This window comes from Nocardiopsis exhalans (genome assembly GCF_024134545.1).
In the GTDB taxonomy this organism is placed as follows: domain Bacteria; phylum Actinomycetota; class Actinomycetes; order Streptosporangiales; family Streptosporangiaceae; genus Nocardiopsis; species Nocardiopsis exhalans.
In genome coordinates, this window is the sequence record NZ_CP099837.1 from 1601139 (window position 1) to 1615098 (window position 13960).

Sequence of the window (13960 nt, forward strand, 5' to 3'; positions counted from 1 at the left end):
GTCCGCCGGGGAGGAGTGGTCCACAGGCGGAGAACCCTCCCCGGCGGGATGGTCGCCCCCGGTGTTGACCCGATACCGGGGGAGCTTCGCTTCCCGCCCGCTCCGGCGTGCCCGGGAGCGGGCCCGTGGTCAGGTGCGTGCCCCGAACCGCACTACCGTGGTGGCCATGACCCGCATCATCGCCGGGGCGGCGGGCGGACGGCGCATCTCCGCCCCCGACGGCCGCACCACCCGACCCACCAGCGACCGGGCCCGTGAGGCCCTGTTCGCCTCCGTCCAGTCCGACCTCGGCCCCCTCGACGGGCTCCGGGTCATGGACCTCTACGCGGGCTCCGGCGCGATCGGCCTGGAAGCCCTCTCGCGGGGTGCCTCGCACGCCCTGTTGGTGGAGGCCGACCGTAAGGCGGCCCAGGTGGTGAAGGAGAACATCGCCACACTCCGGCTGCCCGGCGCCGAGCTGGCCGCCGACCGGGTGGAGCGGGTACTGGCCCGCGGCAACCTCGGCGCCCCCTACGACCTGGTGGTGGCCGACCCGCCCTACGCGGTCACCGACGACGAGGTCGCCTCGGTGCTGTCCGCCCTGGTCGAGCACGGGTGGCTGGCCGAGGACGCGGTGCTCGTGGTGGAGCGGTCCAAGCGGACCCCGGAACCGGCCTGGCCCGAGGGGATCGAGCGCGACCGCAGCCGCAAGTACGGCGAGGCGATCCTCTGGTACGCCCGCACCACCGAGTAGGGGCGGTCACGGACCGGGAAGCCGAAAACCGGGCATAGGCGACGTTTTCCGAAGTTCCACGCGGGAAGGTTCAGACGACCCGCACGTGTCGTAGCGGTGGGGCTGCCGTGTCCTCCCCGGGGTGAACCTGGGGTGAATCTGGGCACTGGTGGTTACTAAGTGGGTGTTGCCCGAATTGCTACAAGGGTGAGCCCCTACGATCGCGGTACCCGTGAGTAGTTCTGGAGAGGGGCGGTCCACCGTGCGCAGAGTCGTCTGTCCGGGTTCCTTCGACCCGGTGACCTACGGTCACATCGACATCATCGGTCGAGCTGCCAAGCAGTACGACGAGGTCATCGTCGCCGTACTCAACAACGTCAACAAGCGGGGGCTGTTCACCGTCCCCGAGAAGCTCGACATGCTCAGCGAGGGCACCGCCGAGTTCGGCAACGTCCGGGTCAGCGACTTCGACGGACTCCTCGTCGACTTCTGCCGGGAGAACGGCGTCGAGACCATCGTGCGCAGTATGCGCTCGGTCAGCGACTTCGACTACGAGCTCCAGATCGCGCAGATGAACTACCGGCTCTCCGGTGTGGAGACCGTGTTCATGACCGCCAACCCGCAGTACTCGTACCTGTCGTCCAGTCTGGTCCGGGAGATCGCCCAGCACCGCGGCGACGTCTCCAGCCTGGTCACGCCCTATGTCCAGGGGCGCCTCAAGGAGAAGTACGCCGAACGCGCCCAGGGCTGACCCGGCACTCCCGCCGCCGGCCCGAGGACACCCCCGGAGCCACACGCAGAGCCGCTTGCTTGCTTGGGGCCTCCGCTTCCCCGCCCGTCGCCCGCCACCGCCCTCAACGGGCGCGCTGGCGCGCGACGGTTCCTCCGCTGTTCGGCGCCTTCGCGGAGGGGCCTGTGTCCAAGGCAACACGGCATCGTCGTCGGCGCCCGACGCTCGTACCCCGCTAGCGGCTTGACTCCTCTCGCACTGTGTCGCAGGAGATCGGCCTCCCCGGCGCCCGAACCAGGGGCTGATTTGGGTGGTCGGGGACATGGTAGGTAGAATCTGGGTTCGACCATGGGCGTCGCCGGTCTTCGGCGTGCGCTCAGGCCGGTCAGCACCACCGCGATACTTCCGATGCCGCGTGCCTCGGTGAGCGTGTGCCCGGCACCCGGAACTCTCCTGAAAGCGCGATCACCCTGACTCGTCTAGATGCCCGTGACCCGTACGTGGTCGACACCCGCCAGCTGGGCCGCCAGCCGGGGTCGATGCGGACCGTCAACCGAATCGTGACCGTCCCCGACGCGTTCGAGACGGCGATGGCCAGCGTGCCCAAGGGGCAGGAGACCGAGCTGGACCTGCGTCTTGAGGCGGTGATGGAGGGCGTCCTGGTCACCGGAACCGTCCGCGGTCGCCTCACCGCGGAGTGCTCCCGCTGCCTGGACCCCCTGTCCGAGGAGCTGGAAGCCGGCTTCCAGGAGATGTACCGCTACGCCGCCGACGACGAGGAGAGCCCCGGGGGCGACGAAGGCGCGAACGACGAAGATGAGGACTACTATCTAGAGGGCGATCTGCTCGACCTGGAACCAGTGGTTCGAGACGCCGTCGTGCTCGCTCTCCCACTCTCACCGCTGTGCGGCCCGGACTGCCCCGGCCTGTGCGCCGAGTGCGGTGCCAAACTCGCCGACGCCGGACCCGAGCACGGGCACGGCGACGGTGTGGACCCGCGTTGGGAAGCTCTCCGCGAGATCGCGGAGAAACCCGAGCAGCAGTAAGACCAGTGCGCCGATCGCGCGCGGTACCCGCCGGGCACCGCTGACGACCGGAGCACACCCTCCCCGCCACAGCGCGCGGGGTGACCAGATAAGCGACCTCCCGCGACCGCGCGGGGGTGACCCAGGAGGATTGAAGTGGCCGTCCCGAAGCGGAAGATGTCGCGGAGCAACACCCGGACCCGCCGTTCCCAGTGGAAGGCGTCGCGCCCGGTGCTGGTCAACTGCCCGCGCTGCCGTGACCCGAAGCAGCCCCACATCGCGTGCCCGACCTGCGGCACCTACAACAACCGCCAGGTCACCAACCCGGCCTAACCCGGAAGTGACAGGCTTCGGGTCCAGCACCCGATTCCACACTCCCGAACGCCATCGGGGCGGACCCCACTGAGGGGCCCGCCCCGCTGTGCTGCCCGGGGGGGGAGGAGGGCACGGCGGGGCGGGCCCGGCCCCACCGGCGGCCCGAAGGCCGGGGCACTCTCGCTACATCCAGGTAGAGTGCTCTGGGAAACGTCGGGGAGAACACTTTCCGCGTTTCCGGGACACCGGTGATCCTGACCCCGTAAGGGCTCCCGAGGATCGTGGTGGCCGCCGGGGGAGCGAACCAGCTCCCGCGACGATCACCTCGTTTTCGAGCGTCCTGGTCGGGCCGAGGGATTCCTCTACCTCCGCGCGCCGCACACCGGCGCGCCCAACAGGGAAGCGAACTCGCGTGGCAAGCCAACTCTCCGTCTCCGAGGCCAGGTCGTTCCACCGTGCGATCGGCGTCGAGGTCGACCCCAAGATCCTGCTCCGGGCCCTGACCCACCGCTCCTACGCGTACGAGAAGGGCGGCCTGCCCACCAACGAGCGCCTGGAGTTCCTCGGGGACTCCGTGCTCGGCCTGGTGGTCACCGACACCCTCTTCCGCAAGCACCCGGACCTGCCCGAAGGGCAGCTGGCCAAGCTGCGCGCCGCCGTGGTGAACATGCGCGCCCTCGCCGACGTCGCGCGCGGGCTGGGCATCGGTGAGTACATCCGGCTGGGCCGCGGTGAGGAGGGCACCGGGGGCCGGGACAAGTCCTCGATCCTCGCGGACACCCTGGAGGCCATCATCGGCGCGGTCTACCTGGACCGCGGTCTCGACACGGCCTCGGAGTTCGTGCACCGGCTCTTCGACCCGCTGATCGCCACCGCCTCCGGGCTGGGCGCCGGGCTGGACTGGAAGACCTCCCTGCAGGAGCTCACCGCCGCCGAGATGCTCGGGGTGCCCGAGTACCACGTGGACGAGAGCGGCCCCGACCACCAGAAGACCTTCCGCGCCACCGTCCGGGTCGCGGGGGAGAGCTACGGCCTGGGCGAGGGCCGCAGCAAGAAGGAGGCCGAGCAGCAGGCCGCGGAGTCCGCCTGGAAGGCCATCCGGGCGCGCGCCGACAAGGCTGCGGAGAAGGGCAAGGCCGGCGGGCAGGGGCAGGGCTGAGAGATGCCTGAACTTCCCGAGGTCGAGGTGGTCCGGCGCGGTCTGAGCGACCACGCCGTGGGGCGCGCGATCGGTGCCGTCGAAGTGCTGCACCCGCGTTCGGTCCGCCGCCACGTGCCCGGCCCCGCGGACTTCGCGGGTCGGCTGAGCGGGCAGACGCCCACCGCGGTCCGCCGCCGCGGCAAGTACATGTGGCTGGTGCTGGACAGCGGCGACATGCTCCTGGTCCACCTGGGCATGAGCGGGCAGATGCTGGTGCAGCCCCAGGGCAAGCCGGACGAGAAGCACCTGCGGGTGCGCATGTCGCTCGACGACGGCAACGAACTGCGCTTCGTCGACCAGCGCACCTTCGGCCACCTGCTGCTGGACCAGCGGGGTGAGCGTGCCGAGGTGCCGTCTTCGGTGGACCACATCGCCCTGGACCCGCTGGACGCCGAGTTCGTCCCGGACGCGTTCGTCCGGGCGCTTCGCACCAAGCGGACCGAAGTCAAGCGCGCTCTGCTGGACCAGTCGCTGATCAGCGGTGTGGGCAACATCTACGCGGACGAGGCGCTGTGGCGGGCGCGGCTGCACTGGGCCCGCTCCACTCGGGGGCTGACCAGCGCCCAGGGCCGGGAGCTGCTCGGCCACGTCACCGACGTGATGACCGAGGCCCTGGAGGTCGGCGGTACCACCTTCGACGGGCTGTACGTGAACGTGAACGGGGAGAGCGGTTACTTCGAGCGCGGGCTCAACGCCTACGGGCGGCGGGACCGGCCGTGCGGCCGCTGCGGCACGCTGATCGTGCGCGAGGCGTTCATGAACCGCTCGTCGTTCAGCTGCCCGGGCTGCCAGCGGGCCCCGCGTTCCCGCGGCTGAGGCAGTGGACGCGTTCGCGGAGGGAGTGTCCGCGACGGGCACAGCGGCACGGCCCGGGGGTCTCCAAGGCACGTCCAGGTCTCGGCGGCCACAGGACACAGTGATCACCATGGCCACACAGGCCACTCGGGTGCCTGGTATGTCGGATTAAGTGCCTTAAGAGCGTTTCTCGGCATGTCGGTGAGGAAAGTGTCTCCGTGAGGTAAGGGAGAGTTTGGGGCTGTGGGGCGAGAGGGAGAGCGGGTCCGGCTGATGGCGTGGGTGCGCGGCCGGGTCCAGGGAGTGGGTTTTCGCTGGTGGACGCGGGCTCGCGCGCTTGAGGAAGGGCTGAAGGGTGCCGCGACCAACCTCGACGACGGTCGGGTGGAGGTCGTCGCGGAGGGCTCCCGCGAGGGATGTGAGCGACTCCTGGGGCACCTGAGAAGCGGCAAAACGCCCGGAAAGGTCGATTCCGTGGTCGAACACTGGGGTCCACCGCGGGGTTCCTTCGACGGTTTCGTCGAACGGTGAGTATACTGGAAGGGTAACGCGGTTCGAGCATCGACCGTGGGGCGGTTGAGATCCGGTAGTAGACGGGCGCCGCGACACACGGGGACCACCGCGCAAGCCGAGTCAGGGCCGTGCGTACCGGCGTCACCGCCGGGGGTGGATCACGTTCGTACCGTGCGATATCACATGCCCTGGTTCTTTCTGCCTGGCATGTGGTCATTGCGGACTGTTGTAATCCAATCTTGACCAGTGGCGCGCAGAGTGAGACTCTGAGATGCACACCGCGCATCCTCAGCCCGTGAAGTCGGCCCTCCGCGGGGCCGAGAAAAACACGGGGTCACGTATGCGCGCATCACCACTGGTCACTCAGCGTGGAGGACCCACATCATGGCGAAGGCTCTGTTTGGCCACGTCGGCGGCTCCGACCCTCGGATGGTCTCGGAGATGCGACGGCTTCAGAAGCGGGTACGCGACCTTGAGGACGAGATCAGCCGTCTTCAGGCCCAGAACGACCAGCTCAGCATGGCCGTCACCGACGTCGCCGCCAGCGCGACCGACCGCGAGCCCGCGCTCGCCTGACACCGTGTCGTCGTGAGGGACCGTGGTATCGGCCCGGACACGACACACCGTTGATGATCCACTGACGGGGACGCCGAACGCACGACTGGCGTCCCTGGCCGGATCACCGCACAGCACGCGGTGTTCACCTGCCGCAGTGCTTGCCTGAGCAGTACTTACCTGAACACATGAAGAGCCGCCGCTTTTTCTTTCCCTTCACTTGCGGCTTCTTTTACCGTTGTACCCGGCGGGCTTTTACGCAACCCTCCGTGCCCGCCGGACATCCCCCTTACGGGCATTCCCTCGCATTCCCCATGTCCCGGGTCCGTGCCGAGGCCACGGTGGCGCAGCTCATCGGCCCTGTGTGCGCTCAACGACCCCCTTCGGTCACCGCTTCATGGCACCCTTGTTGTCGGCCCCGAGGTGAACCGCCCGTGGCGAGAACGGTGACCGTCGTGGGAGGCGCGGGTGTACCTGAAGAATCTGACGCTTCGCGGCTTCAAGTCGTTCGCGTCGGCCACCACCCTGCGCTTCGAGCCCGGCATCACCTGTGTGGTGGGGCCCAACGGCTCCGGTAAGTCCAACGTCGTCGACGCCCTGTCCTGGGTGATGGGCGAGCAGGGCGCCAAGTCCCTGCGCGGCGGCAAGATGGAGGACGTGATCTTCGCGGGCACCTCCACCCGCCAGGCGCTCGGCCGCGCCGAGGTCAGCCTCACCATCGACAACACCGACGGCGCCCTGCCGATCGACTACACCGAGGTCACCATCAAGCGGACGATGTTCCGCAACGGCGGCTCGGAGTACGCGATCAACGGCGACACCTGCCGTCTGCTCGACATCCAGGACCTGCTCAGCGACTCCGGTATCGGCCGCGAGATGCACGTCATCGTCGGCCAGGGCCAGCTGGACACCGTCCTGCACGCCGGCCCCGAGGAACGCCGCGCCCTCATCGAGGAGGCGGCCGGAATCCTCAAGCACCGCAAGCGCAAAGAGAAGGCGATCCGCAAGCTCAACGCGATGCAGGGCAACCTGGACCGCGTCACGGACCTGACCGCCGAACTGCGCCGCCAGCTCAAGCCCCTGGGCCGCCAGGCCGAACTCGCCCGCAGGGCCGCCGTCATCCAGGCCGACCTGCGCGACGCCCGGCTGCGCCTGCTCGCCGACGACATCGTCACCCTCACGGAGCAACTGGCCAAGGAGGAGGCGGACGAGAAAGAGGTCCTGACGCGTCGTAGCGCCGCAGAGACCTCCCTCAACCAGGCCCAGGAACGCGAGACCGAGCTGGAGGAGGCCGCCCAGCAGGCCGCCCCCGCCCTGGCCAGGGCCACCGAGACCTACCACGCGCTGTCCCGCCTCACCGAACGCCTGGACGCCGTCCGCGGCCTGGCCACCGAACGCCACCAGAACCTGGTCGCCGTGCAGGGCGAGGTCATCCAGCGCCGCGACCCCGAGGAACTGGAGATGGAGGCCGAGGAGGCCGCCGCCCAGGAGGAGGAGCTCCAGACCCGGCTGGAGGAGGCCCGCGAGGTCCTGGAGACCAGCGTCACCGAGCGGGCCGCCGCGGAGGACGCCCTGCACCGCGAGGAGCGCCGCCTGGAGTCCGCCTCCCGTGCCGCAGCCGAACGCCGCGAGGGCATCGTCCGGCTGAGCGCCCGGACGGAGAGTCTGCGCGGGCGGCTGGCCTCCAACGAAGCCGAGATCACCCGGCTGGAGGAGGCCGCCCAGCAGGCCGCCGAGCGTGCCGCCACCGCCCAGGCCGAGTACGAGATGGCCGCCGAGGAGTCCGCCGGACTGGACGAGGGCGACGCCGAACTCGACCAGACCCAGGAGCGCTTCGCCCGTCGGCTGTCCGCCGTGGACGCCGAGCTCAACCAACTTCGCGACGCTGAGCGCACGGCGGAGGGCGAGCGCGCCGCGCTGGCCGCCCGCAAGGAGGCCCTCGAACTGGGCCTGGCGCACAAGGACGGTGCCGGAACCCTGCTGGAGGCCGGGCTGCCCGGCATGCTCGGCGGCCTCGCCGCCCTCGTGCAGGTCGACCCCGGTCACGAGACCGCCGTCGCCGCCGCCTTCGGGGTGGCCGCCGGGGCGGTCGCCGTTCGCGACGAGGCCAGTGCCACCGCCGCCCTGGAGTTGCTCAAGTCCGAGGACGCGGGCCGGGCCGGGATCGTGATCGCGCGGGCCATCCCGGCTGTTGATCGTGCTGAGTGGCCGTCCCCGCCCGGCGGGGTCCGCTACGCGGCTGACGCCGTCACCGCTCCGGCCCACCTGTCCGACGCCGTCCACGCGCTGCTCGACCGGGTGGTCCTGGCACCTGGCGCGGAGGCGGCACGGGAGCTGGTCAGCGCCCTGCCCGGGGTCCGGGCGGTCACCCCCGAGGGCGACGTGTTCGCCGCCGAGATGGTCCACGGCGGCACCGCCGCCGCACCCAGCCTCCTGGAGGTCCAGGCCGCCGTCGACGAAGCCGCCGAACGCCTGGAGGCCGCCACCGAGTCCGCCAAGCGCGTGGCCGTGGAGCTGGAGGCCAAGAAGCGCGAGCGCGCCGAGACCGCCGCCGCCGCGGACGAGATCACCGCCCGCCGCCGCCAGAGCGACCGCAAGCGCAACGAGTCCGCGCAGCGCCTGGGCAAGCTGGGCGGCCAGGCCCGCTCCGCCGAGGCCGAGTCCGAACGCTACGCCGCGGCCGCCGCCAAGGCCGCCGCCGCGCGCGGTGAGGACGCCCACAAGCTCGAACGTCTGGAGGAGGAGCTGGCGGAGGCCGAGGAGATCGCCGCCGCGGTGGAGGAGGAAGCACCCGACGCCGACCACCGCGACGAACTCTCCGCCCTGGCCTCCCGGGCCCGCGCCACCGAGATGGAGCGGCGGCTGGCCGTGCGCACCGCCGAGGAGCGGGCGCGGTCGATCGCGGGCCGCTCGGACGCGCTGCTCGCCCAGGCGGCGGAGGAGCGCCGGGCCGTGGAGCGCGAGGCCGAGCGGCGCCGTAACCGGGCAGCCCAGGCCACCGTCGCCCAGGCTGTCGTGGAGAGCGCCCGGCTGTCTCTGGAGCGGATCGCCGTGTCCCTGGCGACGGCGGAGACCGAACGCGTGGCGGCGGAGAGCGAGCGCGAGGCCCGCGACGGCGAGCTCAAGACGGTGCGGGCCCGGGTCCGGGAGCTCTCCGTGGAACTGGAGAAGCTCACCAGCTCCGCGCACAGCGGCGAGGTCGCCCGCGCCGAGCGAAGGATGCGTCTGGAGCAGTTGGAGACCAAGGCGATGGAGGAGCTGGGCGTGGACGTGCCCACCCTCATCGCCGAGTACGGTCCGCGCGTCCCGGTGCCCCCGGCCGCGGATGCCGACGAGCACGCGGTACCGCTGCCGTACGTGCGCGAGGTGCAGGCCAAGCGGCTCAAGGTGGCCGAGCGCCAGCTCAACCAGCTCGGCAAGATCAACCCGCTGGCCCTGGAGGAGTTCGCGGCGCTGGAGGAGCGGCACGCCTTCCTCAACGCCCAGCTGGAGGACCTCAAGAAGACCCGCCGGGACCTGATGGACATCGTCGCCGAGGTGGACGCCCGGGTGCAGGAGGTCTTCTCCTCCGCCTACCTGGACGTGGAGCGCGAGTTCGCGGCGATCTTCGGCCGCCTGTTCCCGGGCGGCGAGGGCAAATTGGTGCTGACCAGCCCGGAGGACATGCTCACCACCGGCATCGAGGTGGAGGCCCGACCGCCCGGCAAGAAGGTCAAGCGGCTGTCGCTGCTGTCCGGCGGCGAGCGCTCACTGACGGCGGTGGCCTTCCTCGCCGCCATCTTCAAGGCCCGGCCCTCGCCGTTCTATGTGATGGACGAGGTCGAGGCGGCCCTGGACGACACCAACCTGCAACGGCTGCTGGTGATCTTCGAGGAACTGCGGGAGTCCTCGCAGCTCATCGTGATCACCCACCAGAAGCGCACGATGGAGGCGGCGGACGCCCTGTACGGCGTCACCATGCAGGGTGACGGTATCTCCCAGGTGATCAGCCAGAAGCTGGACCGTCCGGCCTGAGGAAGCGGACCCATGTTGACGCTGCGCCCTTCACTGTTCTTCGGCACGCTGCTGATGATCGGGCTCGTCGTGCTCCTGGTGTGGATCGTCCGGCGCAACTGGGGTCCGACCCGCAGGGCACCCGTGTACGCGTCCTTCACGGGGGTGGTGCTGCTGCTCGTCATCCTGACGCTGCCGCCCGTCGCCTACCGTTCCGCCGAGGGAAACCTGCGGTGCGCCCCGGTCCTGGTCGCCGGGCACCCCTTCACCACGTCGGACGCGGGGTGGGATCGCGGAGCGCGTGTCCTGGCGGACGAACACCTGGTGCGCGAGCTCTGCGGGCAGGCCCGGACCCAGCGCCTGGGCGTGGGGCTGCTGGTGGCGGTCCCCACCGCAGCCGCGATCGCGGTCGCGTGGCGGAGGTCACCATGACTCGGGCACCCTGGTGACGGCTCGGGTGGGGCGGGCGCTCTAACCTGGCGGTTGGCCTGAACCCTTTCTGGAACGGACACCGTGTTCTTCATTCCCCTCCTGCTGTGGGCCCGACAGCGGATGCGTGACTACCCTGGCGCGGTCCGGGCCAGTCTGGTCGCCGGGGGTTCCGGTGTGTTCGTCATGATGCTGCTCCTGGGTACCTCCTACGGGGTGCAGCCCCCGCCGGGGGAGGAGGACCGGTTGCGCTGCTCTCCGGTCGTGTGGGTGGGCCCCGCCTGGTGGGACGACCGCCGCGACTGGGGCGAGGACATCGAGCAGATGCTCCGCCAGGAGTGGGTGGACAGCTCCTGCTCGGAACGCCAGCGACAGCGGGCTCTGCTGTCGCTGGCCCTGGCGGTGCCCTCGACGGTGTGCTTCGCCTACGCCGTCATCCGGCTTCCCCGCGCCAGGGACGGGGAGTCCTGATCGGGTGCGCCCTTCTCGCACACGTGAAGGGCCGCCCTCCCGGAACTGCGGAGGACGGCCCAGGTGAGGCTGTGGATCAGCCCCGGTCGAGGGTGATGACCGGGGAGGTCCAGGTCTCCCAGTGGTCCGGGTTGGCCGGGTCGCCGAGCGCCTTCAGGGCTCGGGCCTCCAGCCGGTAGTTACCGTCGCGGACCTCGGTGACGCGGTCGCGCGAGTCGACCACGGTGCCGTCCCAGGCGTAGCTGAAGAAGGCGGTGCTGCTGGCGCTGCGGTTGACGTAGTCCACGTCGACCGCCACGTTGCGGTCCGGGTGCACCGGGCGGCCGGTGCGCTCGTTGATGACGATCATCTCGAGCTTGGTCACGTGGTGGTCGAAGTGCGCGATCACGTACGGGACGTCCGGCAGACCGTCCACCCAGTCCAGCGTGTAGGTGGCGCCGTCGGGCTGGTTCTCGAAGGTGCCGCCGTTGCTGTCGGCGCACTCCAGGCCGGTGAACACGTCGCAGCCGGTGATGCGGGTCAGCCACGGCAGCTCGTGCACGTTGCCGTCCCCGTCGGTGATCGGGGTCATCGCCTCGATCTCCTGGTAGTCGCCGTTGTAGGCGGCGTAGGGAACGCGGACGGCCTCGCCCTCGCCCTCGGTCACCGTGAGGTAGCCGCCGTAGAGCATCTGCGCGTAATCCCGGGCGGGCGGGGTGATGGTGACGTCGACGTCCACGGAGGAGCCGGGCTCGACGGTCACTTCGGTCCTGCTGAAGGCCGCCTCGGCGTAGGCGTCGTTGAAGGACGGCGTGAAGGTGCTGCCGTGCGTGCCCAGCGCGGGCTCGTGCGAGATCTCGTAGGTGGCCTTCTCGTCACCGTCGTTGGCGATGGTGAGGGTCTCGGTCACCGGGCCCTCGGTGGCGCCCAGGGGCAGCTTCGAGGGGTAGAGGTTGGTGGTGGACAGGATCGAGCCGGGGACGTCGAGCATGCCCGCGCCCTGGCGGTGGACGTTGTCCAGGGCGTCCATGCCCGGGTTGCCCCACCAGGCGGTCGGGTCGGCGGTGTTCTGGAGGACGCCGCGCACGTCGTGCGCGTCCAGGTCGGGGCGGGCCTCCAGGAGGAGGGCGACGCCGCCCGCGACGTGCGGGGCGGACATCGAGGTGCCGCTGACGGTCGCGTAGCCGCCCTTGGCCATCGGGTAGGTGGAGTTGATCAGACCGCCCGGGGCGCCGATGTCCGGCTTGAGGTCCAGGTCGGGGGACATGCCGTAGGAGCTGAAGCTGCTGATCAGTCCGCCGGTCGGGTTGGGGATCGTGGTCTCCTCGCCGGTCCAGGTGAGGGTGACCGGCCCGCCGTCCTCCAGGAGTTCGCGGATGTGCGCACCGGACTCGTCGGAGATACCCACGGCGAAGGCGCCCTGGTCGACGATACCGCCGCCCGCGAACATGCCGGGGATGTTGTTGTACATCACGACACCCGTGGCACCCGCGCCGAGGGCGGCGTCGTACTTCTCAGCGAAGGTGCACTCGCCGCGGATCATGAGCGCGGTCTTGCCCTCGGGGTCGCCTTCGAGTTCGTCGCCGAGGGACAGGCAGCCCCGGCCGATGTACACGAGCTCGTCGGTCTCCCCCGAGGCGGGAGGCGGGGTCGCCTCGCCCATCTCCATGTAGGCGACGGTCTCACCGCTCTGGGTGACGTCGGCCGAGGAGGCCCTGATGTGGGTGTTGTCGTAGGCCGCGACACCGATGACGTCGGCGCCCAGGCCCGGGGCTCCGGCGGAGTACAGGCCGGTGGCGCCGGAGTTGCCGATGGAGGCGACCACGACCATGCCCTCGTCGACCAGGTTGTCCGAGGCGACGGCGGTCGGGTACTGGGGCCAGGAGTGCGCGGAGCCGATGCTCATGTTGAGCACGTCCATGTCGTCGGCCAGCGCCTGCTCCATGGCGGCGATCATGATGTCGGCCGTGGTGGAGCCGGTGCAGCCGAACACCTTGTAGGCACCGAAGACGACGTCGGGCGCCACCCCGGTGACTTCGCCCTCGGCACCGACGATGCCCGCGACGTGCGTGCCGTGGCCGTTGCAGTCCTGGGGGTCGTTGCCGGGAGCCGGGGTGCTGTTGTTCGGGTCGCCGGCGTTGAAGTCGTCGCCGACGAAGTCGTACCCCGCGACCACCCGCTCGGACGGGAAACCGCCCGGGCCGCCGAGGTCGGGGTGGGTGTAGTCGACTCCGGTGTCCATGATGGCCACGCGCAGGCCCTCACCGGAGTACCCGAGTTCGTTCTGTGCGATGTCCGCGCCGGTCATGCCGAGCGCGGTGTCCATCTCCGGCTCGCTGTCGTCGTGGTCGGGGATCTCGTGACGGACGACGGGGTGGATGGCGGCGACGCCGGGGATCTCCCGGGCCGTGCTCACCTGGGCGTCGTCCATCTCCACGGAGAGGCCGTTCCACAGCTCGCTGAAGGACAGCCGCTCGGTGTACTCGAGCCCGTGGTCCTCGGCCTCGGCGTGGAATTCGGCGTGCTCGTCGTCGATGCGCGTGGAGGCCGTGCCCTCTGAGGTGGGCGGGCTCTCCAGTTCGATGAACCACAGGTCCTGAGCCTGGTGGGTCAGTTCGCCGTTTTCCGCGGTCGGGGCCGGGTGGAGGGGTGCGAGTTCCGAGCCCTCGTTGGCGCTGGCCGGTGTGACCGCTACCAGGCCCGCGATCATGGTCAGCCCGGCGAGCGGCGCCAGGCGTGATCGGTGGGGTGCCACCTTGTCAACACATCCCTTCTCGTGCGCGCCTCAGGACACTGGGGGAACGACGCCCCACGGGGTACGGGTGTACACGCACGGGGGATACGCCGCTTCATGTCCGTAGTCGGATAATCGGCGCGCATGGCAACGAGATCATTGCTGTGTGCGATAAAGGTGTCAATGTGGATTGAGACTCAATATGGCCACGCAGTGGGTTCTAGTGGCGCACGTTTCCCCTGAGGGCTCAGTAGTTAATAAAGCGGACATAAAGTACTTGTGGGTAATAATCTCCGCATAATGGTCGCACTGGGACTCGGTTCCGAATCCCGCTCCGTACTGCGTCGGCCCAAGAAAAGCACAGGTCGGAGCAGGAATCACGGAGGGGCAGGGGGGCGTGGGGCGCCCCCTGGTGCCGCTGTGGCCCCCAGTACAGTGGAGGGGTTGCGCCGCCCTCCGGCGGCACGACCGGTGTCGAACGAGCGAAGTCCGGTCCGGCGGCCGCAAC

The 13960-nt window shown here is 70.1% G+C and carries 12 protein-coding genes; 11 read left to right on the plus strand and 1 reads right to left on the minus strand.

Annotated features, from left to right (window positions below; translation table 11 throughout):
• Positions 1–166 precede the first annotated feature (166 nt).
• The 11 genes from rsmD (at position 167) to NE857_RS07215 (ending at position 10739) form a co-directional block, all read left to right on the plus strand.
• The gene (gene rsmD, locus NE857_RS07165) at positions 167–733 is read left to right on the plus strand and encodes a 16S rRNA (guanine(966)-N(2))-methyltransferase RsmD (RefSeq protein WP_184369987.1); all 567 of its coding nucleotides are present in this window, start codon (positions 167–169) and stop codon (positions 731–733) included.
• Between the two features lie 241 nt (positions 734–974).
• Positions 975–1463, plus strand: coding sequence for a pantetheine-phosphate adenylyltransferase (gene coaD / locus NE857_RS07170; RefSeq protein WP_254421903.1), 489 nt, complete (start codon positions 975–977; stop codon positions 1461–1463).
• 479 nt (positions 1464–1942) lie between these two features.
• Positions 1943–2488, plus strand: coding sequence for a YceD family protein (locus NE857_RS07175; protein WP_254421904.1), 546 nt, complete (start codon positions 1943–1945; stop codon positions 2486–2488).
• Positions 2489–2623: 135 nt separating this feature from the next.
• Positions 2624–2800, plus strand: a complete 177-nt coding sequence (rpmF, locus tag NE857_RS07180) for a 50S ribosomal protein L32 (protein ID WP_013151268.1) — start codon at positions 2624–2626, stop codon at positions 2798–2800.
• Between the two features lie 394 nt (positions 2801–3194).
• Positions 3195–3941: a ribonuclease III gene (gene rnc / locus NE857_RS07185; RefSeq protein WP_254420286.1), complete on the plus strand. Its 747-nt coding sequence runs from the start codon at positions 3195–3197 to the stop codon at positions 3939–3941.
• A gap of 3 nt (positions 3942–3944) precedes the next feature.
• Positions 3945–4799, plus strand: a complete 855-nt coding sequence (mutM, locus tag NE857_RS07190) for a bifunctional DNA-formamidopyrimidine glycosylase/DNA-(apurinic or apyrimidinic site) lyase (RefSeq protein ID WP_254420287.1) — start codon at positions 3945–3947, stop codon at positions 4797–4799.
• A 222-nt stretch (positions 4800–5021) separates the two neighbouring features.
• On the plus strand, positions 5022–5309 hold the full coding sequence (locus NE857_RS07195; RefSeq protein ID WP_301184314.1) for an acylphosphatase: 288 nt from the start codon (positions 5022–5024) through the stop codon (positions 5307–5309).
• A 366-nt stretch (positions 5310–5675) separates the two neighbouring features.
• The gene (locus NE857_RS07200; protein ID WP_017580722.1) at positions 5676–5867 is read left to right on the plus strand and encodes a hypothetical protein; all 192 of its coding nucleotides are present in this window, start codon (positions 5676–5678) and stop codon (positions 5865–5867) included.
• A 447-nt stretch (positions 5868–6314) separates the two neighbouring features.
• The gene (gene smc / locus NE857_RS07205) at positions 6315–9860 is read left to right on the plus strand and encodes a chromosome segregation protein SMC (RefSeq protein ID WP_254420288.1); all 3546 of its coding nucleotides are present in this window, start codon (positions 6315–6317) and stop codon (positions 9858–9860) included.
• 12 nt (positions 9861–9872) lie between these two features.
• A complete protein-coding gene (locus tag NE857_RS07210) occupies positions 9873–10271 on the plus strand; it encodes a hypothetical protein (protein ID WP_254420289.1) in 399 nt (132 codons plus the stop codon).
• An 81-nt stretch (positions 10272–10352) separates the two neighbouring features.
• Positions 10353–10739 carry a hypothetical protein gene (locus NE857_RS07215; RefSeq protein ID WP_254420290.1) on the plus strand — a complete coding sequence of 129 codons (387 nt, stop codon included), beginning with the start codon at positions 10353–10355 and terminating at the stop codon, positions 10737–10739.
• Positions 10740–10815: 76 nt separating this feature from the next.
• On the opposite strand, the gene NE857_RS07220 is transcribed toward NE857_RS07215, so the two are convergent.
• Positions 10816–13473 carry a S8 family serine peptidase gene (locus NE857_RS07220; protein ID WP_254420291.1) on the minus strand — a complete coding sequence of 886 codons (2658 nt, stop codon included), beginning with the start codon at positions 13471–13473 and terminating at the stop codon, positions 10816–10818.
• Positions 13474–13960 lie beyond the last annotated feature (487 nt).

Coding starts and splice junctions, on each gene's coding strand:
- mutM (WP_254420287.1), top strand. CDS start 3,945: ATGCCTGAACTTCCCGAGGTCGAGGTGGTCCGGCGCGGTCTGAGCGAC.
- rsmD (WP_184369987.1), top strand. CDS start 167: ATGACCCGCATCATCGCCGGGGCGGCGGGCGGACGGCGCATCTCCGCC.
- NE857_RS07210 (WP_254420289.1), top strand. CDS start 9,873: ATGTTGACGCTGCGCCCTTCACTGTTCTTCGGCACGCTGCTGATGATC.
- NE857_RS07200 (WP_017580722.1), top strand. CDS start 5,676: ATGGCGAAGGCTCTGTTTGGCCACGTCGGCGGCTCCGACCCTCGGATG.